29 protein-coding genes and 1 riboswitch are annotated in these 24,756 nt (G+C 65.1%); of the genes, 17 read left to right on the top strand and 12 right to left on the bottom strand.

Annotated elements, in window-relative coordinates:
* Nucleotides 1–76 precede the first annotated feature (76 nt).
* The 3 genes from N2605_RS02800 to uvrB all read left to right on the top strand — a co-directional run bounded on the left by N2605_RS02800 (nucleotide 77) and on the right by uvrB (nucleotide 3,648).
* Nucleotides 77–301, top strand: coding sequence for a hypothetical protein (locus tag N2605_RS02800; RefSeq protein WP_036009439.1), 225 nt, complete (start codon nucleotides 77–79; stop codon nucleotides 299–301).
* Between the two features lie 53 nt (nucleotides 302–354).
* On the top strand, nucleotides 355–582 hold the full coding sequence (locus N2605_RS02795; protein WP_225144297.1) for a hypothetical protein: 228 nt from the start codon (nucleotides 355–357) through the stop codon (nucleotides 580–582).
* Between the two features lie 93 nt (nucleotides 583–675).
* On the top strand, nucleotides 676–3,648 hold the full coding sequence (gene uvrB / locus N2605_RS02790; protein ID WP_260345748.1) for an excinuclease ABC subunit UvrB: 2,973 nt from the start codon (nucleotides 676–678) through the stop codon (nucleotides 3,646–3,648).
* Nucleotides 3,649–3,702: 54 nt separating this feature from the next.
* On the opposite strand, the gene N2605_RS02785 is transcribed toward uvrB, so the two are convergent.
* Nucleotides 3,703–4,071 (bottom strand): hypothetical protein, encoded by a 369-nt coding sequence (locus N2605_RS02785; protein ID WP_260345747.1) that lies wholly within the window; start codon nucleotides 4,069–4,071, stop codon nucleotides 3,703–3,705.
* 384 nt (nucleotides 4,072–4,455) lie between these two features.
* Here N2605_RS02785 and N2605_RS02780 point away from each other — a divergent pair, with 384 nt between their 5' ends.
* The 5 genes from N2605_RS02780 to N2605_RS02760 all read left to right on the top strand — a co-directional run bounded on the left by N2605_RS02780 (nucleotide 4,456) and on the right by N2605_RS02760 (nucleotide 7,924).
* Complete coding sequence (locus N2605_RS02780; RefSeq protein WP_260345746.1) at nucleotides 4,456–4,896, top strand: nuclear transport factor 2 family protein; 441 nt, start codon at nucleotides 4,456–4,458, stop codon at nucleotides 4,894–4,896.
* 200 nt (nucleotides 4,897–5,096) lie between these two features.
* Nucleotides 5,097–5,537: a nuclear transport factor 2 family protein gene (locus N2605_RS02775; RefSeq protein ID WP_109145308.1), complete on the top strand. Its 441-nt coding sequence runs from the start codon at nucleotides 5,097–5,099 to the stop codon at nucleotides 5,535–5,537.
* Nucleotides 5,538–5,910: 373 nt separating this feature from the next.
* A complete protein-coding gene (locus N2605_RS02770; protein WP_260345745.1) occupies nucleotides 5,911–6,819 on the top strand; it encodes a hypothetical protein in 909 nt (302 codons plus the stop codon).
* Between the two features lie 217 nt (nucleotides 6,820–7,036).
* A complete protein-coding gene (locus N2605_RS02765; RefSeq protein ID WP_036040066.1) occupies nucleotides 7,037–7,459 on the top strand; it encodes a hypothetical protein in 423 nt (140 codons plus the stop codon).
* Between the two features lie 327 nt (nucleotides 7,460–7,786).
* Complete coding sequence (locus N2605_RS02760) at nucleotides 7,787–7,924, top strand: hypothetical protein (RefSeq protein WP_007614812.1); 138 nt, start codon at nucleotides 7,787–7,789, stop codon at nucleotides 7,922–7,924.
* Nucleotides 7,925–7,962: 38 nt separating this feature from the next.
* Here the strand turns inward: N2605_RS02760 and N2605_RS02755 are convergent, their stop codons facing one another.
* From N2605_RS02755 to N2605_RS02745, 3 genes are all read right to left on the bottom strand, one after another.
* On the bottom strand, nucleotides 7,963–8,109 hold the full coding sequence (locus tag N2605_RS02755; protein WP_036009412.1) for a hypothetical protein: 147 nt from the start codon (nucleotides 8,107–8,109) through the stop codon (nucleotides 7,963–7,965).
* 197 nt (nucleotides 8,110–8,306) lie between these two features.
* A complete protein-coding gene (locus N2605_RS02750) occupies nucleotides 8,307–8,786 on the bottom strand; it encodes a MaoC family dehydratase (RefSeq protein ID WP_057027689.1) in 480 nt (159 codons plus the stop codon).
* The gene (locus N2605_RS02745) at nucleotides 8,786–9,238 is read right to left on the bottom strand and encodes a MaoC family dehydratase (RefSeq protein WP_057027688.1); all 453 of its coding nucleotides are present in this window, start codon (nucleotides 9,236–9,238) and stop codon (nucleotides 8,786–8,788) included. Before N2605_RS02745 ends, N2605_RS02750 begins: the two co-directional genes overlap by 1 nt.
* 179 nt (nucleotides 9,239–9,417) lie before the next feature.
* Between N2605_RS02745 and N2605_RS02740 the strand changes: the two genes are divergently transcribed.
* Complete coding sequence (locus tag N2605_RS02740) at nucleotides 9,418–9,714, top strand: DUF4282 domain-containing protein (RefSeq protein WP_028134403.1); 297 nt, start codon at nucleotides 9,418–9,420, stop codon at nucleotides 9,712–9,714.
* A 114-nt stretch (nucleotides 9,715–9,828) separates the two neighbouring features.
* Here the strand turns inward: N2605_RS02740 and ychF are convergent, their stop codons facing one another.
* The 4 genes from ychF to N2605_RS02720 form a co-directional block, all read right to left on the bottom strand.
* Nucleotides 9,829–10,926 carry a redox-regulated ATPase YchF gene (ychF, locus tag N2605_RS02735; RefSeq protein ID WP_057027687.1) on the bottom strand — a complete coding sequence of 366 codons (1,098 nt, stop codon included), beginning with the start codon at nucleotides 10,924–10,926 and terminating at the stop codon, nucleotides 9,829–9,831.
* A gap of 123 nt (nucleotides 10,927–11,049) precedes the next feature.
* Entirely contained in the window at nucleotides 11,050–11,655 is a 606-nt protein-coding gene (gene pth / locus N2605_RS02730; RefSeq protein WP_260345737.1) for an aminoacyl-tRNA hydrolase, read from the bottom strand.
* A 58-nt stretch (nucleotides 11,656–11,713) separates the two neighbouring features.
* Entirely contained in the window at nucleotides 11,714–12,430 is a 717-nt protein-coding gene (locus N2605_RS02725) for a 50S ribosomal protein L25/general stress protein Ctc (RefSeq protein ID WP_057027685.1), read from the bottom strand.
* Nucleotides 12,431–12,769: 339 nt separating this feature from the next.
* Entirely contained in the window at nucleotides 12,770–13,033 is a 264-nt protein-coding gene (locus N2605_RS02720) for an accessory factor UbiK family protein (RefSeq protein WP_057027684.1), read from the bottom strand.
* Between the two features lie 198 nt (nucleotides 13,034–13,231).
* Between N2605_RS02720 and lgt the strand changes: the two genes are divergently transcribed.
* From lgt to N2605_RS02695, 5 genes are all read left to right on the top strand, one after another.
* Entirely contained in the window at nucleotides 13,232–14,077 is an 846-nt protein-coding gene (gene lgt, locus N2605_RS02715) for a prolipoprotein diacylglyceryl transferase (protein WP_036027175.1), read from the top strand.
* A gap of 20 nt (nucleotides 14,078–14,097) precedes the next feature.
* Entirely contained in the window at nucleotides 14,098–15,216 is a 1,119-nt protein-coding gene (locus tag N2605_RS02710) for a class I SAM-dependent methyltransferase (RefSeq protein ID WP_260345733.1), read from the top strand.
* On the top strand, nucleotides 15,213–15,980 hold the full coding sequence (gene pgeF, locus N2605_RS02705) for a peptidoglycan editing factor PgeF (protein WP_260345730.1): 768 nt from the start codon (nucleotides 15,213–15,215) through the stop codon (nucleotides 15,978–15,980). The genes N2605_RS02710 and pgeF overlap by 4 nt, the downstream gene beginning before the upstream one ends.
* A 187-nt stretch (nucleotides 15,981–16,167) precedes the next feature.
* A complete protein-coding gene (locus N2605_RS02700; RefSeq protein ID WP_260345728.1) occupies nucleotides 16,168–16,785 on the top strand; it encodes a hypothetical protein in 618 nt (205 codons plus the stop codon).
* Nucleotides 16,786–16,979: 194 nt separating this feature from the next.
* On the top strand, nucleotides 16,980–17,933 hold the full coding sequence (locus N2605_RS02695; RefSeq protein ID WP_036009398.1) for a ribose-phosphate pyrophosphokinase: 954 nt from the start codon (nucleotides 16,980–16,982) through the stop codon (nucleotides 17,931–17,933).
* Between the two features lie 124 nt (nucleotides 17,934–18,057).
* On the opposite strand, the gene N2605_RS02690 is transcribed toward N2605_RS02695, so the two are convergent.
* Complete coding sequence (locus N2605_RS02690; RefSeq protein WP_036009395.1) at nucleotides 18,058–18,615, bottom strand: 6,7-dimethyl-8-ribityllumazine synthase; 558 nt, start codon at nucleotides 18,613–18,615, stop codon at nucleotides 18,058–18,060.
* 77 nt (nucleotides 18,616–18,692) lie between these two features.
* Nucleotides 18,693–18,851: riboswitch (FMN riboswitch) on the bottom strand.
* A gap of 432 nt (nucleotides 18,852–19,283) precedes the next feature.
* On the opposite strand from N2605_RS02690, the gene N2605_RS02685 reads away from it, so the two are divergent.
* The 3 genes from N2605_RS02685 (at nucleotide 19,284) to N2605_RS02675 (ending at nucleotide 22,285) form a co-directional block, all read left to right on the top strand.
* Entirely contained in the window at nucleotides 19,284–19,784 is a 501-nt protein-coding gene (locus tag N2605_RS02685) for a type III secretion system chaperone family protein (protein ID WP_036009392.1), read from the top strand.
* A 247-nt stretch (nucleotides 19,785–20,031) separates the two neighbouring features.
* Nucleotides 20,032–20,856, top strand: a complete 825-nt coding sequence (gene proC / locus N2605_RS02680) for a pyrroline-5-carboxylate reductase (RefSeq protein ID WP_109145982.1) — start codon at nucleotides 20,032–20,034, stop codon at nucleotides 20,854–20,856.
* Nucleotides 20,857–20,923: 67 nt separating this feature from the next.
* Complete coding sequence (locus tag N2605_RS02675; RefSeq protein WP_225174221.1) at nucleotides 20,924–22,285, top strand: NAD(P)H-dependent oxidoreductase; 1,362 nt, start codon at nucleotides 20,924–20,926, stop codon at nucleotides 22,283–22,285.
* 18 nt (nucleotides 22,286–22,303) lie between these two features.
* Here the strand turns inward: N2605_RS02675 and N2605_RS02670 are convergent, their stop codons facing one another.
* The 3 genes from N2605_RS02670 to hisS form a co-directional block, all read right to left on the bottom strand.
* Nucleotides 22,304–22,696: a thioesterase family protein gene (locus N2605_RS02670; protein ID WP_036009365.1), complete on the bottom strand. Its 393-nt coding sequence runs from the start codon at nucleotides 22,694–22,696 to the stop codon at nucleotides 22,304–22,306.
* A 185-nt stretch (nucleotides 22,697–22,881) separates the two neighbouring features.
* The gene (locus N2605_RS02665) at nucleotides 22,882–23,085 is read right to left on the bottom strand and encodes a tautomerase family protein (RefSeq protein WP_025033847.1); all 204 of its coding nucleotides are present in this window, start codon (nucleotides 23,083–23,085) and stop codon (nucleotides 22,882–22,884) included.
* Between the two features lie 118 nt (nucleotides 23,086–23,203).
* A complete protein-coding gene (gene hisS, locus N2605_RS02660) occupies nucleotides 23,204–24,724 on the bottom strand; it encodes a histidine--tRNA ligase (RefSeq protein ID WP_260345724.1) in 1,521 nt (506 codons plus the stop codon).
* Nucleotides 24,725–24,756 lie beyond the last annotated feature (32 nt).

Raw genomic sequence — 24,756 nt, 5'->3', positions numbered from 1 at the left:
TGTGAACGGCTTCACATCCCAAATTCCGCAGACGTGGTCTCGTGACCCTCCGAAAAGAAACGTGGGACCTACACTCATGACGACCCTCTACGACGGCTTTGACATCGAATCCTTCGAAGCTGGCAAGGGGCTGTGGCACGCGCGGATCCGCCGGGCCGATCTCAGCCCGGTGGCCATCGACGGCGTGCTGTTTCCGGCCATGGAAGTCGGGTTCGCCTGGCCCGATCGCGATGCCGCGATTGCCGATGCCAAGCACCACATCGATCGTTTTCGGCTGCGGACCGGCGGCGACGACGAATAGGCGGTCCGCCAGGCCGACCAGAGACAGGGCGGCGAAAAAAGGGGGAACCGGTCATGTCCATCATCGAAACCGATGCAGCGCGGCCGCGGATCTACGCCCGCGCAGTGCTGTCCAACTGCCCGGAATGCGACAGCGATCTCACGGTGCTCCGTGTGATCGGCGGCCGTGCCGGATGCGAGTACTGGGCCATGCGCTGCACCGACTGCGGCGGCATTCATCTCGACATCCTCGAGCCGAATGTCACCGCCGGAGACGACGAGGGGCCGCTGCCGGCGGCGTGAACCGCAGGGCTGCTGCCAACCTGCTGTCAGCAGCCTGCATCGCCAGGGGCATTCACCCTTTATTGCGGGGCGGACTCGTCCCATATTCGCCTGATGGCGAAGAAACCTGCATCCTCCGAAAAATCCAGCAAATCCCCCAAGACCAAGGCTCCGAACTCGAAGGCGCATCGCCCCGACGTGCAGCCGATCGGGCCGGCGCTGGCTGAACTGCTGAATCCCGCGATCAATCGCGGCGATGCCGGACTTGGCTCGGGCACCGGCCTGCAGCCGCCGCCGGATAATTCGCGCGACCGCCGCGCCGGGGGCGAGGCCGCCGCGCATCGCGCGCGGGCTTCGACGCCGAAGGAGTTTCCGCAAGATGCGGCGCGGCCGATGCCGCTGCGGCCCAATCCGCAGCCGCCGGGCGCCCGTCAGTCCGGCGAGCTTGCCGGGCTGGAGGAGGCGCCGCAGGCCAATTACGGAACTGCGGCCACCATCCCGACGCTCGATCCGGAACTGGCGCGGCAGCTCGGCCTGCCCACCGAGGAGGACGATGCCGAAGCGCTGGCGCGTCCGCCGCGTTCCAAGATGGAGGCACTGGGCGTCAAGGCCACCGCGGATGCGCTGGAATCGCTGATCCGCGAGGGCCGGCCGGAATTCCGCAAGGGCGACGGCTCCATGAAGGTGTGGACGCCGCACCGGCCGCCGCGCCCGGAGAAGTCCGAAGGCGGTGTCCGCTTCGAGATCAAGTCGTCCTACGAGCCGAAGGGCGACCAGCCGACCGCGATCGCCGAGCTGGTCGAGGGCATCAACCGCAACGACCGTTCGCAGGTGCTGCTGGGCGTCACCGGCTCGGGCAAGACCTACACCATGGCCAAGGTGATCGAGGCGACGCAGCGCCCGGCCCTGATCCTGGCGCCGAACAAGACGCTGGCCGCCCAGCTCTATGGCGAGTTCAAGAACTTCTTCCCCGACAACGCAGTCGAGTATTTCGTCAGCTATTACGACTACTACCAGCCGGAAGCGTATGTGCCCCGCACGGACACGTACATCGAAAAGGATTCCTCGATCAACGAGCAGATCGACCGCATGCGCCACTCGGCGACGCGCGCGCTGCTCGAACGCGACGACGTCATCATCGTCGCCTCGGTGTCCTGCATCTACGGTATCGGCTCGGTCGAGACCTACACCGCGATGACCTTCGCGCTGAAGAAGGGCGAGCGCATCGACCAGCGCCAGCTGATCGCCGATCTCGTCGCGCTGCAGTACAAGCGCACCCAGGCCGATTTCACCCGCGGCACGTTTCGCGTGCGCGGCGACGTCATCGACATCTTCCCGGCGCACTATGAAGACCGCGCTTGGCGCGTGAACCTGTTCGGCGACACCATCGAGACCATCGAGGAGTTCGATCCGCTCACCGGCCACAAGCAGGACGAGCTCGAATTCATCAAGATGTACGCCAACTCGCACTATGTGACGCCGCGCCCGACGCTGGTGCAGGCGATCAAGTCGATCAAGTTCGAGCTCAAGCAGCGGCTCGACCAGCTCAATAACCAGGGCCGCCTGCTGGAAGCGCAGCGGCTGGAGCAGCGCACCACCTTCGACCTCGAGATGATGGAGGCGACGGGCAGCTGCGCCGGCATCGAGAACTATTCGCGCTACCTCACCGGGCGTCGCCCCGGCGAGCCGCCGCCGACGCTGTTCGAATACGTGCCCGACAACGCGCTGATCTTCGCCGACGAGAGCCACGTCACCATCCCGCAGATCGGTGCCATGTTCCGCGGCGACTTCCGCCGCAAGGCGACGCTGGCTGAATACGGCTTCCGCCTGCCCTCCTGCATGGACAACCGCCCGCTCCGCTTCGAGGAATGGGACATGATGCGGCCGCAGACCGTCGCGGTGTCGGCAACCCCGGGCAGCTGGGAGCTGAACGAGAGCGGCGGCGTGTTCGTCGAGCAGGTCATTCGTCCCACCGGACTTATTGATCCGCCGGTCGACATCCGCCCCGCCCGCACGCAGGTCGATGACCTCGTCGGCGAGGTGCGCGCCACCGCGCAAGCAGGTTATCGCTCGCTGATCACGGTCCTCACAAAACGGATGGCGGAGGACCTCACCGAATATCTGCACGAGCAGGGCATCCGCGTCCGCTACATGCACTCGGACATCGACACCATCGAGCGCATCGAGATCATCCGCGATTTGCGCCTCGGTGCCTTCGACGCACTGGTCGGCATCAATCTCTTGCGCGAAGGCCTCGACATCCCCGAATGCGCCCTGGTCGCGATCCTCGACGCCGACAAGGAAGGTTTTCTGCGCAGCGAGACCTCGCTGATCCAGACCATCGGCCGCGCCGCGCGCAACGTCGACGGCAAGGTGATCCTCTATGCCGACCAGATGACCGGATCGATGGAGCGCGCCATCGCCGAGACCAACCGCCGCCGCGAGAAGCAGGTCGAGTATAACAACGCCAACGGCATCACGCCGGAGAGCGTGAAGAAGCAGATCGGCGACATCCTCAACTCGGTCTACGAGCGCGACCACGTGCTGGTCGAGGTCGGCGGCCACGACATGACCGACGACGTCATCTCGATCGGCCACAATTTCGAAGCCGTGCTCGCCGATCTCGAAACGAGGATGCGCGAGGCCGCCGCCGATCTGAACTTCGAGGAAGCCGCCCGCCTGCGCGACGAAGTCAAGCGCCTGCGCGCTACCGAGCTCGCCGTGGTCGACGACCCCACCGTCAAGCAGCGCACCGTCGCGACCAAGGCGGGCGCCTATGCCGGCACGAAGAAATACGGCGACGCCGCCAACCTCCCCGTCAGCGCCATGAAGAACAAGAGCGCCGCCACCGCGCTCAAGGCCGGCGGGGCTAAGGGCTCCCGCGTGCATAAGCCGCATCTCGACGAGATGCACGGCCCGGAGTCGTTGCCCTATCGCGAGAGCCGCGCGCTGCCGTCAAAGCCGTTCGGCAGCACCAGCAGGATCATCCAGCCGACGGATTCGCGGCAGTCGGGACCGGAGTTCGGGCCCGCGCCGAAGTCGACGGGCGGGGCACCGGGGCGAAGGGGTGGGTGGAAGAAGAGGTAGACGCGTAGGTTTATCGGCGACGTTCGTGGTTACCCCCTCACCCCACGCTCGCCGTCACCACGCCATCACCGACAGCAGCAGCACGATCGTCACCAGTTGCAGTGAGGCGACGGGCTGGGTGCGCCATGCCGTGATTTTGTCGGAGAGCGACAGATGGGCCTCGAAGAATTTCGGCTCGTAGACGGTCTTGAACAGGTGCGGGAAGCTCGGGCCGAGGGTCACGGCGATCAGGGCGTGGGTGAACGAGGCGAAGGCGACGAAGATGGCGACGCCGGGATCGCCGACGAGGTCGTGGTTGCCAACGAGCTTGAGCAGGAAGGCCGCGGTGGCGAAGGTCGGGAAGCTCTGCAGGGCCGCGGTCAGCGCGAGGCCTTCGAGCGCGTTATGCAGGCGGGACTTTCTGGCATTGGCGATGGTGGCCATGGCACGTCTCCCTGATGACATGCCGATGACGGTAGTCGCGGCTCCGGTGCGGTGATGTGAGATGGATCACGCGGTGAGCGGCGGTGCGGGCGGCGCCTCCCCCTTCCTTCACTGAAGCTCTGGACCGGATCGGCGGGCAGACCCGTGGTTCCCCGCATGCGACTTTGCGCGTTCGTCCATGCGGCTTGCGCGGAGGGCAGCCGACGACGCCCTGAATTCGTGCAGTTGCGGCGCCAACTCAATCTTAACGTGACCCCATGAACCGGGCATTGCGGTGGAACGTCAAAACGTCTGCACCATCCCTGTGATCTAGCGGATTGCGGATGCGTGAGACCACGCGTTAAGCTTGCGCAACGCCAAAAGACCAACAAAGGACAGGCGGGAATGACGGTGGAGCAGCTGAATCGCCAACGCGTCGTGCACCTGCTCGATGCCTTCGCGCGCGGCGATATCGAGACGGCGCTGGCCTGCTGCACCGATGACGTCTATTTCCTCACCCACGCCCCGATCGACGTGCTGCCACATCTGGTGCCGCGCCACGGCAAGCAGGAGCTGCGCGAGCTGTGGCAGACGGTCTGGTCGCGCTATTCGGAGGTTCGTTACAAGACGCCGCATATCGTCGCCGAAGGCGAGGCCGTCGCGACCTACATGCACGCCTTTTTCAAGAAGCGCAGCAACGACCGCATCGTGCAGTTCGACATGGCGGTGTTCTACACGTTTCGCAGCGGACTGGTGGCGGAGATGCGCGAGATCATCGATTCCTACGACCTGGTGCAGCAGGTGCTGGAACGGGAGATCGGGCCGCTGATTGCCGGGGCGGACTGAGCGCCGGGACCCGGACAATTACGGGGTTGTATTGTAAATCTCACAAAACCCGTTCAAGTGTGCATTGCGAAAACGTGAATTGCGTTTTGGCCGAAATCTGCTAATTTGTTCGTATACAAATGAGTTGAGCCCTGGCGCCTTGGTGCGCATGGGGTTGTTTGCCGTTTTTTTCCGTAAAGCCAGCTTCAGGACTGCCCCAAATGACAGAGCACAGCCTCTGGCGTTTCTCGCGTGCGTTGCACCGCGCGATCAACGACCGGGATTTTAGGGATATCGAGGCCCTGATCGACGAGGACGTCGAGTGGGCGCTCTACGGCCCGATCGACATGTTTCCGTTCCTCGGCGCGCGCCAGGGCAAGGATGCCGTGCTCGACGTCATCCGCCAGCTCGCCGACAATTTCCAGGTCCGCCGCTTCGACCGCGAGAGCATCATGCTGGGCGTCGATTCCGCCGCCTCGATGGTGCGCTATTCGCTGACGGCGCTGGATTCCAACAAGCCGATCAGCCTGCGCGTGGCGCAGTTCGCCCAGTTCAAGGCCGGCAAGCTGATCAGCATGCGGGTGCTGATCGACACCTTCGACCTGGTCGAGCAGGCACTCGGCCGCGCCATTCATCTGCCGAAGATGACCAGCGTCGGCTAACGCATGATCCGGCTCCGAAGGGCCGCGTTAGCGCAAAGTGCGAAGCGGTTTTCCGAGAAGATCATGCGCAAACAACAACCTGAAGCGCGATGATGATCATCGCGCTTCAGGGGGGACGCCAACGGGCCCCGCTGTTCGGGACCGATGACGAGGCGATCGCGACGTCCTGGCCTCCAGCCCCGCCGGATGCCGTCGCATCACGAACCTGTCATCGGGCGCGCGCCTTTCGCGCGGCCCGTTGGTTCGCCTCCCCTTGCGAACCGCCACAATTCCGCAACGATAAACCGGCACTTTCAGCGCCGGAATGGCGCATGGTCATTGCGACCGCTATAGTGGGGCCGAACAGCATGCGCTGGGGTTCGTGGGCAGGACGATGGAATTCTCGACAGGGTTTGGCTGGACCAGGCTGCCGTTGCTGGCGGCCGCATTCATCTTGGGCTCGGTGCTGACGTTACAGGCACAGTTCATTCCGCCCTTCTCCTCACCCGCATCAGACGACGAGGCCGAGGCGGCCGAAGCCCCCGACGTCAATGGTCCCGACATCATGAAGGGCATCGACGTCGACAAGCTCGACTGGAGCCAGATCGGGGTCGATGCGGGGACCGGCATCGACCCGATGGCCGCCAAGAAGCGCGCGCAGGCCGCCGCAAGGGAAGGCCTCGACTGGTCGTCGAATCCCAATGCCAACGGCTCCTCGGCGGTGACCGTGAAGCAATCGGTGTCCTCGTTCTGGGATACCCGAGTCGGCGCCGACATGACGCTGGCGAGCGAGCCCAGGACGATGTCCGAGCTGCTGGCGCAGAAGGCCACCAACGGCGGCAACCTGCCGCAATCCTCGGGCAGCGCCTGGGCGACGGCAACCGCGCCGGGCGCGGGCGCGATCTGGGACAAGACCGCGGTGGAAGCCAGGGTCGATCCCGGCGCCGAGCACAGCAAGATCGGGGCGTCGCTGACCAAATCGATGCCGCTGTCGGGCGACACCTCGCTGACGCTGCAGAACGGCTACAGCGTCAACCAGCAGGGCACCAGTGCGGTCCCCGGCATCGGCGGCCACGTCACGCGCAATTACGAGACCGACCAGAGCGCCAAGGTCACCGTGACCGACACCGGCACCAGCATCGTTGCCGGCCAGACGCTGTCGACCACCGACGACAAATGGCTGCGCAAGCTCGGCGCCGAGCAGAAGCTGTTCGACAACGTCACCGTATCAGGCTCGGTCGGTGAAACCTCGCAAGGCACGCTGAACAAGAGCGTGACGGCGGGCTTCAAGAAGAGCTGGTGAGGCCGGCGCCTCTCCCCGCCTGCGGGGAGAAGGCCATCACCGCGGCAGCATTCACCCTTCCCTAACCATACGCCACGGCAAAACCCCCGAATGGTCCGGCCTTGCCGCATCTTGGCCCATTTGCGGTCAAAATCGGACGCCCTGATGCAGCCTGCCTCACAGACGTCGTCGTGCGGGGGACACTCGCGCTGCGCTCAACGCGAACAGGGGAATAACGATGAACGCCATGCGTCCGGAAAAGATCGAAGCCACCGAGACCGAGACGGTCGACACCAACCTCGCCGCCGTGACCGAGGTCGAAGCCGGCATCCGCGACTTCGTCCGCAACGACATCGCCTATCTGCGCCGTCCGGCCGCGACCACCGCCGACGCGCCGCCGCTCGACCCGAGCGCGGAAGCCACCGTCAACAACGTCAACTCGCTGATCCAGCGCGTCGCCGGCACCTCGCTCGCCGAGATCGAGAATTTGATCTCCGAGCTCGAGAGCCTGCGCGACCTGCTCCACGCCGAAGGCCAGCGCGTCCAGCGCGAGATCTCCGGCTACGCCCAGCTCAGCCAGGCCGCGATGAAATCGACCCGCATGATCGCCGACAACGTCGCGCAGTGGAAGCGCGCCGCCGACGGCCTGCGCAACAGCTGATCGCCGGCACGAACGCATCATTGGCCGCCGCGTTCCGGAAGGGAGCGCGGCGGTTTTGATTTGTTGGTGGGTCACGCAGCCGTTTCTCCAACACAGGTGTCATCACCCGCCTAGTGCGCAATTGCGCACAGGGGCGGGTGATCCAGTATTCCACCAGCGCCGGTGATTGAATCGATAGGCCGCGGCGTACTGGATGCCCCGGACAAGCCGGGGCATGACAGCGGAGAATGTGGCGCGGCCAACGGCCACCATTGAACCCTCCGGCCCACCCCGGCGACCAACGCCAAGCGCCCGTGCAGCTACGGCCGGGCTCAGGGGACATTTCAGATGGAAAGCATTCGGCCCGACACCACGGACCCGATCCCGTTGCGGCCCGCGCCGAATCAATTCGGCACGATCATGCTGCGCTTTGTCGGGCTGCTGGCGGTTGCGATCGCCATCCTGGCGTTCGTCTATAGCCGCTGAGCTGCGGCCGGATGCCGGCCGCGATCGTTAACGAATTCTTACCGGGCCGCTTCCGCGGTCGAGGCTTCCAGCGTGTAGGCGCCATCGGCGTAGCCCTTCGCCACCATGCCCGCGACCAGCATCACGGCCAGCGTCGCGGTCGCGAAGATGAATCCAACAAATTTGAGTGCGCCGCGATCAGCCATGGTCCTCGTCCCCTGTCGTCTGCCTATTCGTTTCAAATAGACAGCGACAGGTTCATAATTAGTTAGCAACTGACTGGTTCCGCGAAACTGCTTCGCCGTAACCATGTTGCGCAGGCTTATGGCAGCCACCCGGAATCGCGTCCATAGCGCGCGGGCAACACTCGCGCACTCATTTGCCCGTTCATCTTGGAACAGATCTAACCGCCCTTGCGCAGCGGCACGAAGGCGGAGGCGGTGATGGAATAGACCTCCTCGCCGCGCTGGTTGGTGCCGGTGGTGCGGGCCGTCAAAATGCCCCAGCCGGGACGGGAGGCCGAGGTGCGCTTGTCGATGACGACGTTGACGTAAGAGACGGTGTCGCCGGCGAGCACCGGCCTGATCCAGCGCAGGTCGCGAAAACCCGGCGACGGGCCCCACACGGCGACCTCCTCGCCGCGCGAGGCGGCCTCGCGCGCCAGACGCTGGCCGTCGGCGACAAGCAGGCTCATGCAGGCCGAGCCGACATGCCAGCCCGAGGCCGCGAGCCCGCCGAACAGCGAGTTCTTGCCCTCCTCCTCGTCGAGGTGAAAGCGTTGCGGATCGAACTTGGCGGCGAAGGTCTTGATCTTTTCCGCGGTGAACGTATAGGCGCCGATCTCGCGGCGCTGACCGATCGCGATGTCTTCGAAGAACCGCATCAGGCCGCTCCCTCGCGCCGCTTGATCAGGATCGGCGAGATCATCTCGGCGAGCGCCTGCCCCGCCGCATTGCGCGCGGTGCATTTGAACTTGACGATGCCGAGCTCAGGTCGGCTCTTCGAGGCCCGCGCTTCCAGGACATCGACGTCGAGCGTGAGATCGTCGCCGGGCCGCAGTGGCGACAGCCAGCGCACCTCGTCGACGCCGGGAGATCCCAGCGACGCGGCGCGGGTGATGAAGCCGTCGGCCATCATCCGCATCATCAGCGAGCACAGGTGCCAGCCCGAACCGGACAGGCCGCGCAGCATGCTCTCAGCTGCTGCCGCCTCGTCGAGGTGCATCGGCTGCGGATCGAACTCGGCGGCAAAGGCCAATATCTCGTCGCGGGTGACGTGGCGCGGGCCGAACGTTCCGAACCGGCCAGGCGGGAAATCTTCGAAGGTCAGGGTCATCTCGGGAAAGCTTTGCGGGAATGACAGATTGTGGCCGCACTTTGCGGCAATCTCAACCCGCCGGCCCGCATGGCTCGTGCTACATACTTGAGATCGGCGTTGATTTGAGTCGGATCGATCGACGGCCGAAGCCCGATTTGAAGTCCCGATTTGCCTTGCGATTTGCCTTGGGGAGAGCAATGTTCTCATTCAGCGACCTGTTCCAGTGGGACCGCTTCATCACGCCGACGATCATCAAGACCTTTTACTGGCTGGTGATCGCGCTGATCTGCCTGTTCGGGCTCTCCGGCATCTTCTCAGGGCTCGCTGCGATGGCGATCAGCCCGTTCGGCGGCTTCCTGGTGCTGCTGTCGTCGATCGCCAGCGTCGTGGTCGGCATCGTGTTCTCGCGCATCGTCGCGGAGCTGATCCTGATCGTCTTCCGCATCAACGAGCATCTCGGCGCGATCCGGGACCAGGGATCAGGGATGCGGTGATTCCCGTCATTCCGGGGCGCCTCGAAGAGGCGAGCCCGGAATCCATTGAGCCACAGAACAAGCGTATAGATGGATTCCGGGCTCGCGCTTCGCGCGCCCCGGAATGACCAGCTCCTACGTATTAAACCTGAAATGCATCACGTCGCCGTCGGCGACGACGTAGTCCTTGCCTTCAAGGCGGAGCTTGCCGGCATCGCGGGCACCGGCTTCGCCGCCGAGCGCGACGTAATCGTCATACGCGATGGTCTCGGCGCGGATAAAACCCTTCTCGAAATCGGTGTGGATCACACCGGCCGCCGCCGGCGCCTTGGTGCCGCGATGGATGGTCCAGGCGCGCGCTTCCTTCGGGCCCACCGTGAAATATGTGATGAGGTCGAGCAGGGTGTAGCCGGCGCGGATCAGGCGGTCGAGGCCGGCTTCTTCGAGGCCCAAGGTCTCCAGGAAGTCCGCGCGCTCGTCACGCGAGATGGTCGCGATCTCGGATTCGATCTTGGCGGAGATGACGACGGCAACCGCGCCCTCCTTCGCCGCCTGCTCCTCGACCGCCTTGGAGAAGGCATTGCCGGTCGCGGCCGAGCCTTCCTCGACGTTGCAGACATAGAGCACGGGCTTGGACGACAGCAGGCCGAGCATCGAGAAGGCCCGCTCCTCCTCCGCCTTGCGCTCGACGAGGCGCGCGGGCTTGCCTTCGCGCAAGAGCACCAGGGTGCGGTTGACGAGATCGAGCTGCTCCTTGGCGTCCTTGTCGTTGCCCTTGGCCTTCTTGGTGAGATTGTCGACGCGCTTCTCGAGGCTGTCTAGGTCGGCGAGCATCAGCTCGGTCTCGATGGTCTCGATGTCCGCGAGCGGGGCGATCTTGCCTTCGACATGGGTGATGTCGGAATCTTCAAAGCAGCGAACCACATGCGCGATGGCGTCGACCTCGCGGATATTGGCGAGGAACTGGTTGCCGAGGCCTTCGCCCTTGGAGGCGCCGCGCACGAGGCCGGCGATGTCGACGAAGGTCAGCCGGGTCGGGATGATCTGGCCCGACTTGGCGATGGCCGCGAGCTTGTCGAGCCTGGGATCGGGCACGGCGACCTCGCCGACATTCGGCTCGATGGTGCAGAACGGATAGTTCGCGGCCTGCGCCGCGGCCGTCTCGGTCAGCGCATTGAACAAGGTCGACTTGCCGACATTGGGCAATCCGACGATCCCGCATTTGAATCCCATGGTGGTCCTGGCCTCCGCGCTTCGCGCGCAAATGTCTTTCGAACTCGTCATGCGCGGGCTTGATCCGCGCATCCATCGTCTTCGAAGGATGGATCGCCGGATCAAGTCCGGCGATGACAGGTGCTATTCCTTGCCGTTCTCGTCCTTGGTCAAAAACCCCTTCGCCTGCATGGCCAGATGCACCCTGTTGGCGAAGGTTGCGTCCGTGCCCTTGGCAAGCAGTGCGGCGTGCTCGGCCACCGCGTCGCAGAGCGTCGTCACCCATTCGTTGTCGGCCTTGGCGAAGTCCGACAGCACATGGCCGTGCACCAGCTCCTTGACGCCGGGATGACCGATGCCGAGGCGCACGCGGCGATAATCGTTGCCGATATGCGCCGAGATCGAGCGCAGGCCGTTGTGGCCGGCAATGCCGCCGCCGATCTTCACCCGCACCTTGCCTGGCGGCAGCTCGAGCTCGTCGTGGAACACGGTGGTGTCGCCCGCGGCGATCTTGAAGAAGCTCGCCGCTTCCTGAACGCTGCGTCCGGACTCGTTCATGTAGGTCATGGGCTTGAGCAGGATCACGCGCTCGGGTCCGAGCGCACCTTCCGAGGTCTCGCCCTGAAAGCGGCGGCGCCACGGCGCAAAACCATGACGCCGCGCGATCTCCTCGACGGCCATGAAGCCGATATTGTGCCGGTTACGTGCGTATTTCGCGCCGGGATTGCCGAGCCCAACAAAGAGTCGCATGACGCGGCGCGCCCCCCGCTCGGCGCGCGGTCAAGGACCGCGCGCCAGCTTCGAGAGATTACTTCTTCTTGTCGCCGCCGGCGGGAGCCTTGGCAGCAGCGGCAGGAGCAGCAGCCGGAGCCGCAGCACCAGCGGCCGGAGCAGCCGCAGCGCCCGGGGCCGCACCAGCAGCGGCAGCCGCAGCAGCGGCCTTCTGCTCTTCGGCGTAACCGGACGGCGGCACGATGGTGACGAGGGTCGCGTCCTCGCGGGTCAGCGCCTTGACGCCGGCCGGCAGCTTGACGTCGGCCAGATGCAGGGAGTGACCGATCTCGAGCGAGCCGACATCGGCCTCGATGTACTGCGGGATGCTCTCGACGCCGCATTCGAGCTCGATCGCGTGGGCGACGATGTTGACGGTACCGCCGCGCTTCACGCCCGGAGAGGTTTCCGCCTTCACCACGTGCAGGGGAACGCTGATGCGGATGGTGGCGCCTTCGCCCAGCCGCATGAAGTCGACATGGATCGGGAAGTCCTTGACCGGGTCGAGATGGTAGTCGCGCGGAATGACGCGGTGCTTCTTGCCCTCGAGGTCGATGTCGACCAGTGTGGTCAGGAACCGGCCGGCAAGGATGCGCTGGCGCAGTTCACGATCCTCGATCGAGATCGTCAGCGGGGGCTGGTTGTTGCCGTAGATCACTCCGGGCACTCGCCCGGCGCGACGCTCAGCCCGGGCGGCCCCCTTGCCGCTCTTCGGACGCGCGGTCGCCTTCAATTCCTTGACGGTCGTCGCCATGTCGTTAAGTCCTTGTTTTTGCAAAAGTTAATGGGCCGCAAGGCGGCCCATGGCATAGTCCACAGCAAGCCTCCAGGGGTGCGGGGGCCGCGGACGTGGCGGGCTTTTACCCGGAAGCTGCGGAAATGACAAGGAGAATGGGCTGGTACCCTCCCCTGGGAGGCCCGGGTCCTTACCCTCCCTTGGAGGGGGAGGATCGGCTCATATGGAGCGTAGCAAAACGTGAGCCGGGGTGGGGTGACAGTCTCTCGATCGAGGCGGTGCCCGAGTGGAGAGATCACCCCACCCCGGCGCTACGCGCCGACCCTCCCCCTCCAGGGGAGGGTAAGAGACCGCGCTTTACGACGTCGGGGTCCCCCCGAGCTTCGCCTCCAGCGCTGCGAGCCGCGCCTTCAGGGCTTCGTTCTCCTCACGCGCAAGGCGCGCCATGTCCTTGACCGCCTCGAACTCCTCGCGCTTGACGAGGTCCATGTCGCGCAGGAATTTTTCGGCCTGGCTGCGCATCACGGAATCGAACTCGCGCTTGACGCCCTGGGCAGCACCGGCGGCGTCGTTCATCAGGCGGCCGATCTCGTCGAAAAACCGGTTGTTGGTCTGGGTCATTGTGGGCCTCCGATAAACTTTGCGCGAACACGCAGAATGACAATGGCAATCCGACGGGGCCGGTTCAAGAGCGAAGCGGCGGTATCCTTGTCATGCGCCGGTTTCCTTGCAATCGTATTCAACGTCCCTGCATAAGAGGAATCACGGGGCGTCTGCCGGCGCCGACCGCCGCGATCCCGCTTGGACACAGAAGGCGCGATGCCGTTTCTGCTCATCGACTTCCCCGCCTTCAACCCGATCGCGCTCGAGATCGGTCCGTTCGCGATCAAATGGTATGCCTTGGCCTATATCTGCGGCATCGTGTTCGGCTGGCTTTATGCCCGCGCCCTGCTGAAGAGCGAACGCCTGTGGGGCGGACCCGCGCCGATCTCGCTGCTTCAGATCGACGACTTCATCCTGTGGGTCACGCTCGGCATCATCGTGGGGGGCCGCGCCGGCTACGTGCTGTTCTACAACCTGCCCTTCTTCATCGATCATCCCGCCGCGATCTTTAAGTTGTGGGAGGGCGGGATGTCGTTCCACGGCGGCTTCCTCGGCTGCGTCGTCGCGGTGATGTGGTTCGCCTGGCGCAATGGCATCTCGATCCTGTCGCTCGGCGACATCACCACCGCGGTCGCCCCGGTCGGGCTGTTGCTCGGACGCATCGCCAATTTCATCAACGGCGAATTGTGGGGCCGCGCCACCGACCCGACCCTGCCCTGGGCGATCATCTTCCCCAACGATCCGACGCAACTGCCGCGGCATCCGAGCCAGCTCTACCAAGCCGGCATGGAGGGCATCCTGCTGTTCACCGTGCTCGCGATCATGATCCGGTTCGGTGCCTTGAAGCGCCCCGGCATGATCCTCGGCGCCTTCATCCTGGTCTATGGTCTGGCCCGCATCGCCGGCGAGCATTTCCGCGAGCCGGACGCGCAGCTCGGTTTCCTCTGGGGCGGATTAACCATGGGCATGCTGCTGTCGATCCCGATGCTTATCGTCGGCCTCATTCTTATTGTATTGGCAGTGAGGCGCGGTGCGCCGACGCCCGTCCAGGCCATTCGTTAATTCATTTCGAGAAGATCGCCGTGACCGACCAGCCGCTGCTCAACGAGATCAAGGCGCTGATCAAATCTTCCGGGCCCATGCCGGTCTGGCGGTACATGGAACTGTGCCTGATGCATCCGCGCTACGGCTATTACGTCTCGCGCGATCCGCTCGGGCGCGAGGGCGACTTCACCACGGCGCCCGAAGTCAGCCAGATGTTCGGCGAGCTCTTGGGGTTGTGGACCGCCTCGGTCTGGAAGCAGATGGGCTCGCCGCAATTTGTGCGGCTGATCGAGCTCGGCCCCGGCCGCGGCACCATGATGGCGGATGCGCTGCGCGCGCTCCGCGTGCTGCCCCCGCTCTACCAGGCGCTCCACATCCACATGGTCGAGGTCAATCCCGTGTTGCGGGACCGGCAGAGCGCGACGCTCGCCAACGTGCGCAACATCGCCTGGCACGACAGCATCGACGAGGTGCCGGAGGGCCCCAGCATCATCCTCGCCAACGAATATTTCGACGTGCTGCCGATCCACCAGATGGTCCGGCTCGAGAACGGCTGGCACGAGCGCGTGATCGAGATCGATCCCAACGGCAAGCTTCAGTTCGGCGCGGCGCCGGAGCCGACGCCTCGCTTCGACGTGCTGCTGCCGCCCCTGGTGCGCGCCGCCCCCATCGGCGCCGTGTTCGAGTGGCGCCCCGACGGCGAGATCATGAAGCTTGCCACGCGCGTGCGCGACCAGGACGGCGCGGCGCTCATCATCGATTACGGCCACCTCCGCAGCGACGCCGGCGACACGTTCCAGGCGATTGCGCGCCACACCTTCGCCGATCCCTTGAAGGCGCCGGGCCAGGCCGACGTCACCGCCCATGTCGATTTCCAGGCGCTGGCGCGCGCGGCCGAGGACGTCGGCGCGCGCGTGCATGGGCCGGTGACACAAGGCGACTTCCTCAAGCGGATCGGCATCGACACCCGCGCCGCCGCCCTGATGCAGAAAGCAGCGCCCGACGTTGCCACCGACATTTCGGTGGCACTCAGGCGCCTGACCGATACCGGGCGTGGCGGCATGGGCTCGATGTTCAAGGTGCTCGGCATCTCCGAGCCGCGGCTGGCAAGCCTTGCCGGCCTCAGCGATCTCGAACAGGCAGGAGAGGCCTCATGACGATAGCTTCGTCGCTGCTGTCGGCCGTGCCCGGCCTGCGCCATGCCTTCTTCACCCGCGAAGGCGGCGTCTCCGGCGGCATTTATTCCGCGCTGAACGGCGGGCTCGGCTCCAACGACGATCAGACCCTGGTCGCCGAGAACCGGCGCCGCATGGCCGAGCATGTCGGCGTTGCGCCCGAGCGCTTCCTCAGCCTGCACCAGATCCATTCGCCCGACGTGCTGGTTGCCGAGGCACCGTGGCCGAGCGGGCCACGGCCGAAGGGCGATGCGCTGGTGACGAAGACGCCAGGCATCGCGCTCGGCGTCTCCACCGCCGATTGCGGGCCGGTGCTGTTCGTCGATCCGAAGGCGCGCGTGATCGGCGGCGCGCATGCGGGGTGGAAGGGCGCACTGACGGGCGTGCTGGATTCCACCATCGCGGCGATGGAGCAGCTCGGCGCCACGCGCGGCGGCATCATCGCCGCGATCGGCCCCTTGATCCGCCAGGACAGCTACGAGGTCGGCAACGAGTTCGTGGCGCGCTTCATCGAACAGGATGCCGAGAACACTGTGTTCTTCATCCCCTCGGTGCGCGAGGGCCACGCGATGTTCGATCTCGCCGGCTTCATCCGCAAGCGGCTCGAGGCCGCAGGCATCCTGATGATCGACGATCTCGGCCTCGATACTTACGCCGACGAGCGCTTCTTCAGCTATCGGCGTTCGGTGCATCGCAAGGAGCCGGATTACGGCCGTCACGTTCACGCGATTGCGCTGGATGGGTGAACACAGGGGCAACCCCGTGTCATTCCGGGGCTCGCGAAGCGAGAACCCGGAATCCATCGTGCGGCAATTCACGCGGCGAAATGGATTCCGGGTTCGATGCTTGCGCATCGCCCCCGGAATGACAGTGGGGATGTGTCGCGCCTGCCCTAGACCTTAATCGATTTTAACGATATCGCTGCCCTCCATAATGAGGGACGCGTCATTCATCTTCCGCCGCGCGGGTTCGCGCGTGCTGGCGGTCATGCTGCTGGTGGCGGCGGCCGCGCTGGGCGGCTGCGCCGGCGGCGGCGGCAGTGCCGCCAATTCCTATGCGATGGCGCCGAGCGCCGGCAGCGGGGCCACCATCGCCTTCGAATCGATCGACGGGCCACCTCCGCAAGTGTTCGACCGCATGGTCGGCGTGCTCGACAGCGAATCCAAGCTGCGCAGCCTGTCCGTGGTCTCCCGCGAAGGTACGGCTGCCTATCGCGTGCGCAGCTACCTCTCCGCCCAGGTGGTGCGCGGCAAGACCGTGATCGCCTGGGTCTGGGACGTCTACGACGCCAATCAGCAGCGCGCGCTGCGTCTCTCCGGCGAGGAACCGACCTCGGCCAAGGGCGGGCGCGACGCGTGGTTGGCTGCCGACGACCTCGTGCTGCGGAAGATCGCCCAGGCCGGATTCAGCGGACTTTCCAACATGATCAACGGAACGCCGGATGCACCCGGCGCGGCTCCGGCATTGCGCGGACCGGCGGTGGCCAGCGTCGTCAAGGACGCTCCCGCGCCGGACATGCCGGCATCAGCGCTCGGCTATGCCGAGGAATAACCCCCGCTAAACCACGGCCTCAACTTGCGGCCAAGCCGTTGGCCCGACTCAGGATTTTCGAAGGGAAAACGTAGCATCCCGGGTTGCCATCGCGGCCTTCCGCCTGATATTTCCTCGCCCGTCGTAACCGTGCTGCCAGCGGGTATTTTCTGATGTTGAAGGTCGTATCCAGCAAAGCGCGGGAGGAAGCGTCCATGTCGGCCAAAAACGGCTCCATCAAGCTCGTCGCCGGCAACTCCAATCCGGCCCTCGCCCAGGCGATCGCGCAAGGGCTCGACCTGCCGCTGACCAAGGCGGTGGTGCGGCGCTTCGCCGACATGGAGATCTTCGTCGAGATCCAGGAGAACGTCCGCGGCTCGGATGCCTTCGTCATCCAGTCGACCTCGTTCCCCGCCAACGACCATCTGATGGAATTGCTCATCATCACCGACGCGCTGCGCCGCTCCTCGGCGCGCCGCATCACCGCAGTGCTGCCCTATTTTGGCTACGCCAGGCAGGACCGTAAGTCAGGCTCGCGCACGCCGATCTCGGCCAAGCTCGTCGCCAACATGATCACGCAGGCCGGCGTCGACCGCGTCATGACGCTCGACCTGCATGCCGGCCAGATCCAGGGCTTCTTCGACATCCCGACCGACAACCTGTTCGCCGCGCCGCTGATGGTGCGCGACATCAAGGACAAGTTCGACCTGACCAAGACGATGGTGGTCTCGCCCGACGTTGGCGGCGTCGCCCGCGCGCGCGGCCTCGCCAAGCGCATCAACACCCCGCTCGCGATCGTCGACAAGCGCCGCGAGCGGCCGGGCGAGTCCGAGGTCATGAACGTGATCGGCGACGTCTCCGGCCACACCTGCATCCTCGTCGACGACATCGTCGATTCCGGCGGCACACTGGTGAACGCGGCCGATGCGCTGCTCGCCAAGGGTGCCAAGGACGTCTACGCCTACATCACCCACGGCGTGCTCTCCGGCGGCGCCGCCGCCCGCATCGCCGGCTCCAGGCTGAAGGAGCTGGTGATTACCGATTCGATCCTGCCGACCGACGCGGTGACCAAGGCGCCGAACATCCGCACCCTGCCGATCGCCAGCCTGATCTCGGATGCGATCGCGCGCACGGCGGCGGAAGAATCGGTGTCGAGCCTGTTCGACTGATTTGATCTAGCACCGTCATTCCGGGGCGGCGCGTCAGCGCCGAACCCGGAATCCATCTTGCAGCAATCCGTGTCGATCAATGGATTCCGGGCTCGCGCTGCGCGCGCCCCGGAATGACCATTGCCTACCCCACGATCCCCGCCGCGACCTGGCCGCGCAGGCGCTCCAGGCCGTGCAACGTCTCCGCGCAGGCGGTCGCGACTTCGACGCCCTTGATCGCAAAGTGCTTGCGGAAGAAATCGTAGTGCACCTCGGTCTCGTGGAATTGCTGCGGCGTCAGCACGGCCGAGAACACCGGCACCTCCGTCCGCAGCTGCACGTCCATCAGCGCCTTGATCACGGTGTCGGCGACGAATTCGTGGCGGTAGATGCCGCCGTCGACGACGAGACCGGCCGCGACGATCGCGGTGTAGCGCCGCGTCTTGGCGAGGACCTGCGCGTGCAGCGGGATCTCGAACGAGCCCGGCACCTCGAACACGTCGACATGGGTGAGGTGGCGGGCTTCCGCCTCCTTCATGAAGGCGATGCGGGCTTCCGCGACCACGTCGCGGTGCCAACAGGCCTGCACGAAGGCCACCCGCTGCGGCTTGGCGAAACGCGGATGCGCAGGGGCCGGATCCACGGGAACCGGCGGCGGCGTTTGGGACGTTTCGTTTTGGGGGTCTTGCAGCATCTGATTCATGGCTTTCCTCGGTTTAAGGACCAGAATCAGGGCACACGGAACGACAAACAGCCGCACCTTGCGATGCGTCTGCCAGCGACCGTTCTCTTTCATCCGGACTTTAACCGTCGGCTTCGGAGTTGCACCGAATCTGCTGACCCTTCCGTTCGGGATAGCCCTCGCGGAAGGCGCTCGCGGGCTTGGGCTTGTCGGCCCTTACCGCCGGTGGGGACTTTCACCCCGCCCTGAGAACATCGGCCGTCCGGGATGAACGGCCTATCAGGAAATATGCCGCCGCCGGGCAGTCGCGGCAAGCGTGTTCCGCATGGGCCAAGCGCATGGTCCCATGCCCGCACGGCGGTCCGGCCCTCGCCCCACGGAATTTGCGGCGAGCTTTTTTGCCGAATCCGATTCCGGTTTGTTCTCGTCCGTTAAGAATTGTGGCGGAGATGAGCTGTGGACGAACGAGTCCTGGCTTGTGGACGGACTCGCGACCCCGTTGCGCAGATTCCGCAAATCACATCACTTGATCCGCGACAGGCCCGCGCTGATCCGAGGATCGCAACAGCGACTCCGAGGGGATTGCAAAGGCTGATCCGAGGGACGCCGCAGCGACGTTTTAGGGAGTGCGCGCCGGGCCCAACCGCGTGCGTATCAAAGACAACAAGAAGGCAAGAGGTCGAGACGGCATGTCCCTGCTCGAAGGCACTATCGATTCCAGAAACCATCCGCTCGCGGTGGTCGAGGACATCGCCGCCAGCAACAACTGGCCGTTCGAACGCTCCGGCGAGGACGAGCTCACGATTGTCTCCAAGGGACAATGGACCGACTACCAGCTCTCCTTTACCTGGATGGGCGAGATCGAGGCGCTGCATCTGGCCTGCGCCTTCGACATGAAGATTCCGCCCGCGCGCCGCGGCGAGGTGCAGCGGCTCGTCGCCGCCGTCAACGAGCAGCTGTGGGTCGGCCATTTCGACCTGTGGACCACCACCGGCATGGTGATGCACCGCCAGGCCCTGGTGCTGCCGGGCGGCCTTACCGCCTCGCCCGCGCAATGCGAGGTCATGCTCGCCGGCGCCATTCATGCCTGCGAGCGCTACTTCCCGGCGTTCCAGTTCGTGGTGTGGGCCGGCAAGAGCACGGCGGAGGCGATGGACGCGGCGATGTTCGATACGGTGGGGGAGGCGTAGGGCCTTCCCAAGGCGCAAGGGCGGCAGCTCGCTCCCTACGTCATCCCGGACAAGCGCGCCCAAAGCGCGCACGATCCGGGATCCATACCGCGTGATGGCCACTTGTGGCACGCGGCTTGTTGCCGACACCTCGATCCACTAGAACCGCCTGTGGTTATGTGACGAGCAATCGCTCGCGCAGGGATCCCCGCCCCCCGTGCGCAATTGCGCACTAGGCGGGGATGACAGCAAACACGTGGCAACGGCGATGGCAAACAACCCTCTTCAAAACATCACCGGCACCATCCTGCTCGCCGGCGCCGGCAAGATGGGCGGCGCGATGCTGACCGGATGGCTTTCGGGCGGGCTCGATCCGCGCCGCGTCGCGGTGATCGAGCCGCACATTGCGCCCGAGATCTCCGCGCTGGCCGCCAAGGGCGTCGTGCTCAATCCTGATGTGAAGACCGCAGGCGCTGTCGAGACGCTGGTCGTGGCGGTGAAGCCGCAGATGTTCCGCGAGGCCGGCGCCAAGCTGAAGCCGTTCGTCTCGGACAAGACGTCGGTGGTCTCGATCATGGCAGGCACCACGATCGCCTTGCTCCAAGAGGTCTGTGGCGGCGCCGTGGTGCGCGCGATGCCGAACACGCCGGCAGCGATCGGCCGCGGCATCACCGTCGCTGTTGCCGCGAACAACGTCAGCGCCGCGCAGCGCGCGGTGGCGGATGCGCTGCTGCGCGCCACCGGCTCGGTCGAATGGGTCGAGGATGAAGGATTGATGGACGCGGTCACCGCCGTGTCCGGCTCGGGCCCGGCCTATGTGTTCCTGCTCGCCGAAGAGCTCGCCCGCGCCGGCGTCGAAGCGGGATTGCCGGAGGCGCTGGCGACCAAGCTCGCCCGCGAGACCGTCGCCGGCTCCGGCGAGCTGCTGCACCAGTCGGAGCTGCCGTCCAGCGCCCTGCGCCAGAACGTCACCTCGCCCGGCGGCACCACGGCCGCCGCGCTCAGTGTGCTGATGGGCGAGCCGGGCCTGCGCGAACTCATGATCCGCGCCATCGCCGCGGCCACGCAGCGGTCGAAGGAATTGGCGAAGTAGACGGATCAGAGCGCTTCGGCGGCCGAATGCGCGGCGATCCCGGTCGTTGCCGATAGGGAGAGCAATCGTGAACCTCTACGCGAAACTTCTCGAACGACAGGCCGAGCGGCGCCCCATCAAAATCGGACTGATCGGGGCGGGCAAGTTCGGCGCAATGTATCTCCATCAAGTCCTGCGTACGCCGGGCGTCCATCTCGTTGGAATTGCTGACCTGTCCCCATCGCGTGCCCGCGAAAACCTGTACCGGGTGGGGTGGCGCCCGGAGCAGTTCGCCGCGACCTCACTCGGGGATGCTCTCAAGTACGGCACGACCTTCCTGACCGACGACTGGGAAGCGCTTGTGAAGTGCGAAGGCATCGAGGTGATCGCAGAGTGCACCGGCAATCCTGTCGCGGCGGTCGAGCACTGCCTCGGCGCCTTTTCTGCAGGCAAGGCCGTCATCAACGTGACCGTCGAAGCCGACGCCTTCTGCGGACCGATCCTCGCGCAGAGAGCCAGGCAGGCCGGCGTGATCTACAGCCTGGCCTATGGCGATCAGCCGGCTCTCGCTTGCGACCTCGTAGATTGGGCGAGGGCCTGCGGTTTTCCCGTCGTGGCAGCGGGCCGTGGCCACAAATGGCTGCCGCATTACCGGGAATCGACGCCCGAAACGGTCTGGGATCACTGGGGATTGTCTGCAGAGCAAGCTGCGCGCGGGGGCATGAATCCAAAAATGTTCAACGCGTTCCTCGACGGCTCCAAGCCTGCGATTGAATCTGCCGCGATCGCGAACGCAACCGGCCTGGAGGCGCCCTCGCATGGCCTTGCATTCCCACCGGGATCGGTCGACGACATCCCCACGCTGATGCGCCCCAGTTCGGAGGGCGGCATCCTGGAATCCAAGGGCCAGGTCGAGGTCGTATCCTGCCTGACGGCCGAAGGCAGGCCCATCCCCAACGACATCCGCAAGGGCGTGTGGGTCTGTTTCGAAGGCGACAGCGATTACATCCGCAACTGTTTCCAGGAATACAGCGTCGTCACCGATCCGAGCGGTCGTTACATGAGCTCCTACAAGAAGTGGCATCTCATAGGGCTGGAGCTTGGAATTTCAGTTGCCTCGATCGCTCTGCGCAATGAGGCGACAGGCGTCGCCACGACGTTCAACGCCGATGTTGCTGCCACAGCCAAGAAGGACTTGCGCGAGGGAGACATGCTCGACGGAGAAGGCGGCTACACCGTCTTCGGCAAACTGACGCCCGCCAGCACCTCCCTTGAAAAGCGCTATCTGCCACTCGGGCTTGCGCACAATGTGCGATTGACCAAGGCGGTAGCCAAAGACACCTGCATCACCTGGGCGGATGTGGCGATTGACGAGAGGCTGTCTGCCGTGCGTCTCCGCAGGGAGCAGGAAACGTCGTATTCGTCTCCAAAAGCGCGGAAGGTGGATTAGGCGAAATCCACAGCCGCGTTAAGCCCCGAGCCGCTTGTTGAACATCTCGACATTGACGAGCCCGCGGGCGTGGCGGCCTTCGCCGAGCTTGCGCGGGCCCTCGAATGCCTCAACCTCGAAGCGAATGACGCGGCGCTCGACCGCGACCACCTTTGCAGTGGTCCGCACGGTCGCACCGACGAGCGCGGCGGCAAGATGGCGGATGTCGACCTCGGTACCGACAGTGACCCAGCCCGGCTGAAGCGCTGAGCGGATCGCATCACCCGATGCCATCTCCATCTCCAGGATCATCATCGGCGTCGCGTAGACAAAAGGCATGCCTGACACGAAATGCCCGACGGTGCGCTCCACCGGGACCACCAGCGTGCGCTCGGCGCTCATGCCTGTTGTGATGAAGTCGCGTGCGTCCATGGACCCCTTACACTCAGTGTCGTCCCGGACAAGCGCGCCTTAAGCGCGCGCAGATCCGGGACCCATAACCACAGGATCAAGTTTGGCGAAGGCTCGGAGTTACCAGCTGGCCCAATACCACTCCCTGTGGTTATGGGTCCCCGCCTTCGCGGGGACGACAGCGGTGAATGCAGAACCGTCGACCGCTACTTCTTCGCCGCCGCCGCACGCTCCACGAAGGTCTTGCCGCCCTTCATCTTGTGACGGAGCGGGGCTTCGTTGATCTGGATGACGACGGCATCGGCATCGACGCCGAGATTCTTCACCAGCGCCTGGGTGATGTCGCGCATCATGCCGGCCTTCTGCTCGTCGGTACGGCCTTCGGCCATGCTGATGGTGATCTCAGGCATTGTTCTCTCCCTGCTGCTGTCGTCATGGCCGGGCTTGTCCCGGCCATCCACGTTCTCTTCTATCAAACAAGACGTGGATGCCCGGGACAAGCCCGGGCATGACGCGGCCTGCGAATAGCTAGCCCCACTTCACGTCATGGCGGCCCAGGACCTCGCGCACTTTTGCGACGAGATCGGCTTCGCTGCACGAGAACTGCGCCGGCCGGGTCTCGCGCCATTCCTGGTTGGAGGCGATCGCAGCGGCCGCCTTGGCGCCCTCGATCAGGTCCTTGACCTGCACTTCGCCGCGCGCCTTTTCATCCGAGCCCTGGATGATGACGCAAGGTGAGTTGCGGCGATCGGCATATTTGAGCTGGTTGCCCATGTTCTTCGGGTTGCCCAGATAGAGCTCGGCGCGGATGCCCGCGGTACGCAAGCTCGCGACCATCTTCTGGTAGTCGGCCACGCGGTCGCGGTCGAACACGGTGACGACGACCGGGCCGAATTCGGGCCGCGTGTCGAGCTTGCCGAGCAGCGTCAGCGCGGCCTGCAGCCGCGATACGCCAATCGAGAAGCCGGTTGCCGGCACCGGCTCGCCGCGGAAGCGCGAGACGAGGCCGTCATAACGCCCGCCGCCACCGACCGAGCCGAAGCGCACCGGGCGGCCCTTCTCGTCCTTGGTATCGAGCAGGAGTTCGACCTCGTAGACGGGACCGGTGTAATATTCGAGGCCGCGCACGACCGAGGGATCGATCTTGATACGATCCGCACCATAGCCCGAGGCCGTGACCAGTTTTGCAATCTCTTCCAGCTCGCTGACGCCGGCCTGACCGACTTCGCTCTTGGCGAGATAGGTTTCTGCCGCGGCAATTGCTTCTCTCCAATCCTCGCGCGGCTTGGTGATGGCGAGAACAACATCGGCTTCCGCCGCACTCAAATTGGCGCCTTTGGTGAAGTCGCCCTTGCCTTCCTCCCCGCCATCCCAGCGTCCGGGACCGAGCAGCTTGCGCACTTCATCCGCGGAAAACTTGTCGAGCTTGTCGATCGCACGCAGCACGGTCAGTCGGCGCGCCGCATTCTCTTCACCCGCGAGGCCAATGGCTTCCAGAACGCCGTCGAGCACCTTGCGATTGTTCACCTTCACCAGGTACTGGCCGCGCGCGATCCCGAGCGCCTCCATCGTGTCCGCCGCCATCATGCAGATCTCGGCATCCGCCGCCGGCGTCGCCGAGCCGACCGTGTCGGCATCGAACTGCATGAACTGGCGGAAGCGGCCGGGGCCGGGCTTCTCGTTGCGGAAGACGTAGCCAACGCGGTAGCTGCGATAGGGCAGCACCAGACCGTCGGTGCCGTAGCGCTCACCGACGTAGCGGGCCAGCGGCGCAGTGAGATCGTAGCGCAAGCTGATCCATTGCTCGTCGTCGTCCTGGAACGAGAACACGCCCTCGTTCGGACGATCTTGGTCCGGCAGGAATTTGCCGAGCGCGTCGGTATATTCCATCGCCGGCGTCTCCACCGGCTCGAAACCGTAGAGCTCGTAGACGGCGCGGATCTTCTCGACCATCTCGCGCGTCGCCCGGATCGCGGCAGGGTCGCGATCCTCGAGCCCGCGCGGCAGGCGCGCCTTCAGTTTCTGGGGTTTTTTGGGTTTCTCGGCCATGCGGGCGTTTACCAGCCGCGGCGCGGGGCGGC

The organism is Bradyrhizobium yuanmingense, assembly GCF_025200905.1.
GTDB lineage: Bacteria > Pseudomonadota > Alphaproteobacteria > Rhizobiales > Xanthobacteraceae > Bradyrhizobium > Bradyrhizobium yuanmingense.
This window is presented reverse-complemented; position numbering and strand designations above follow the sequence as displayed.

Coding starts and splice junctions, on each gene's coding strand:
- N2605_RS02800 (WP_036009439.1), top strand. CDS start 77: ATGACGACCCTCTACGACGGCTTTGACATCGAATCCTTCGAAGCTGGC.
- N2605_RS02795 (WP_225144297.1), top strand. CDS start 355: ATGTCCATCATCGAAACCGATGCAGCGCGGCCGCGGATCTACGCCCGC.
- uvrB (WP_260345748.1), top strand. CDS start 676: ATGGCGAAGAAACCTGCATCCTCCGAAAAATCCAGCAAATCCCCCAAG.
- N2605_RS02785 (WP_260345747.1), bottom strand. CDS start 4,071: ATGGCCACCATCGCCAATGCCAGAAAGTCCCGCCTGCATAACGCGCTC.
- N2605_RS02780 (WP_260345746.1), top strand. CDS start 4,456: ATGACGGTGGAGCAGCTGAATCGCCAACGCGTCGTGCACCTGCTCGAT.
- N2605_RS02775 (WP_109145308.1), top strand. CDS start 5,097: ATGACAGAGCACAGCCTCTGGCGTTTCTCGCGTGCGTTGCACCGCGCG.
- N2605_RS02770 (WP_260345745.1), top strand. CDS start 5,911: ATGGAATTCTCGACAGGGTTTGGCTGGACCAGGCTGCCGTTGCTGGCG.
- N2605_RS02765 (WP_036040066.1), top strand. CDS start 7,037: ATGAACGCCATGCGTCCGGAAAAGATCGAAGCCACCGAGACCGAGACG.
- N2605_RS02760 (WP_007614812.1), top strand. CDS start 7,787: ATGGAAAGCATTCGGCCCGACACCACGGACCCGATCCCGTTGCGGCCC.
- N2605_RS02755 (WP_036009412.1), bottom strand. CDS start 8,109: ATGGCTGATCGCGGCGCACTCAAATTTGTTGGATTCATCTTCGCGACC.
- N2605_RS02750 (WP_057027689.1), bottom strand. CDS start 8,786: ATGCGGTTCTTCGAAGACATCGCGATCGGTCAGCGCCGCGAGATCGGC.
- N2605_RS02745 (WP_057027688.1), bottom strand. CDS start 9,238: ATGACCCTGACCTTCGAAGATTTCCCGCCTGGCCGGTTCGGAACGTTC.
- N2605_RS02740 (WP_028134403.1), top strand. CDS start 9,418: ATGTTCTCATTCAGCGACCTGTTCCAGTGGGACCGCTTCATCACGCCG.
- ychF (WP_057027687.1), bottom strand. CDS start 10,926: ATGGGATTCAAATGCGGGATCGTCGGATTGCCCAATGTCGGCAAGTCG.
- pth (WP_260345737.1), bottom strand. CDS start 11,655: ATGCGACTCTTTGTTGGGCTCGGCAATCCCGGCGCGAAATACGCACGT.
- N2605_RS02725 (WP_057027685.1), bottom strand. CDS start 12,430: ATGGCGACGACCGTCAAGGAATTGAAGGCGACCGCGCGTCCGAAGAGC.
- N2605_RS02720 (WP_057027684.1), bottom strand. CDS start 13,033: ATGACCCAGACCAACAACCGGTTTTTCGACGAGATCGGCCGCCTGATG.
- lgt (WP_036027175.1), top strand. CDS start 13,232: ATGCCGTTTCTGCTCATCGACTTCCCCGCCTTCAACCCGATCGCGCTC.
- pgeF (WP_260345730.1), top strand. CDS start 15,213: ATGACGATAGCTTCGTCGCTGCTGTCGGCCGTGCCCGGCCTGCGCCAT.
- N2605_RS02700 (WP_260345728.1), top strand. CDS start 16,168: ATGAGGGACGCGTCATTCATCTTCCGCCGCGCGGGTTCGCGCGTGCTG.
- N2605_RS02695 (WP_036009398.1), top strand. CDS start 16,980: ATGTCGGCCAAAAACGGCTCCATCAAGCTCGTCGCCGGCAACTCCAAT.
- N2605_RS02690 (WP_036009395.1), bottom strand. CDS start 18,615: ATGAATCAGATGCTGCAAGACCCCCAAAACGAAACGTCCCAAACGCCG.
- N2605_RS02685 (WP_036009392.1), top strand. CDS start 19,284: ATGTCCCTGCTCGAAGGCACTATCGATTCCAGAAACCATCCGCTCGCG.
- proC (WP_109145982.1), top strand. CDS start 20,032: ATGGCAAACAACCCTCTTCAAAACATCACCGGCACCATCCTGCTCGCC.
- N2605_RS02670 (WP_036009365.1), bottom strand. CDS start 22,696: ATGGACGCACGCGACTTCATCACAACAGGCATGAGCGCCGAGCGCACG.
- N2605_RS02665 (WP_025033847.1), bottom strand. CDS start 23,085: ATGCCTGAGATCACCATCAGCATGGCCGAAGGCCGTACCGACGAGCAG.
- hisS (WP_260345724.1), bottom strand. CDS start 24,724: ATGGCCGAGAAACCCAAAAAACCCCAGAAACTGAAGGCGCGCCTGCCG.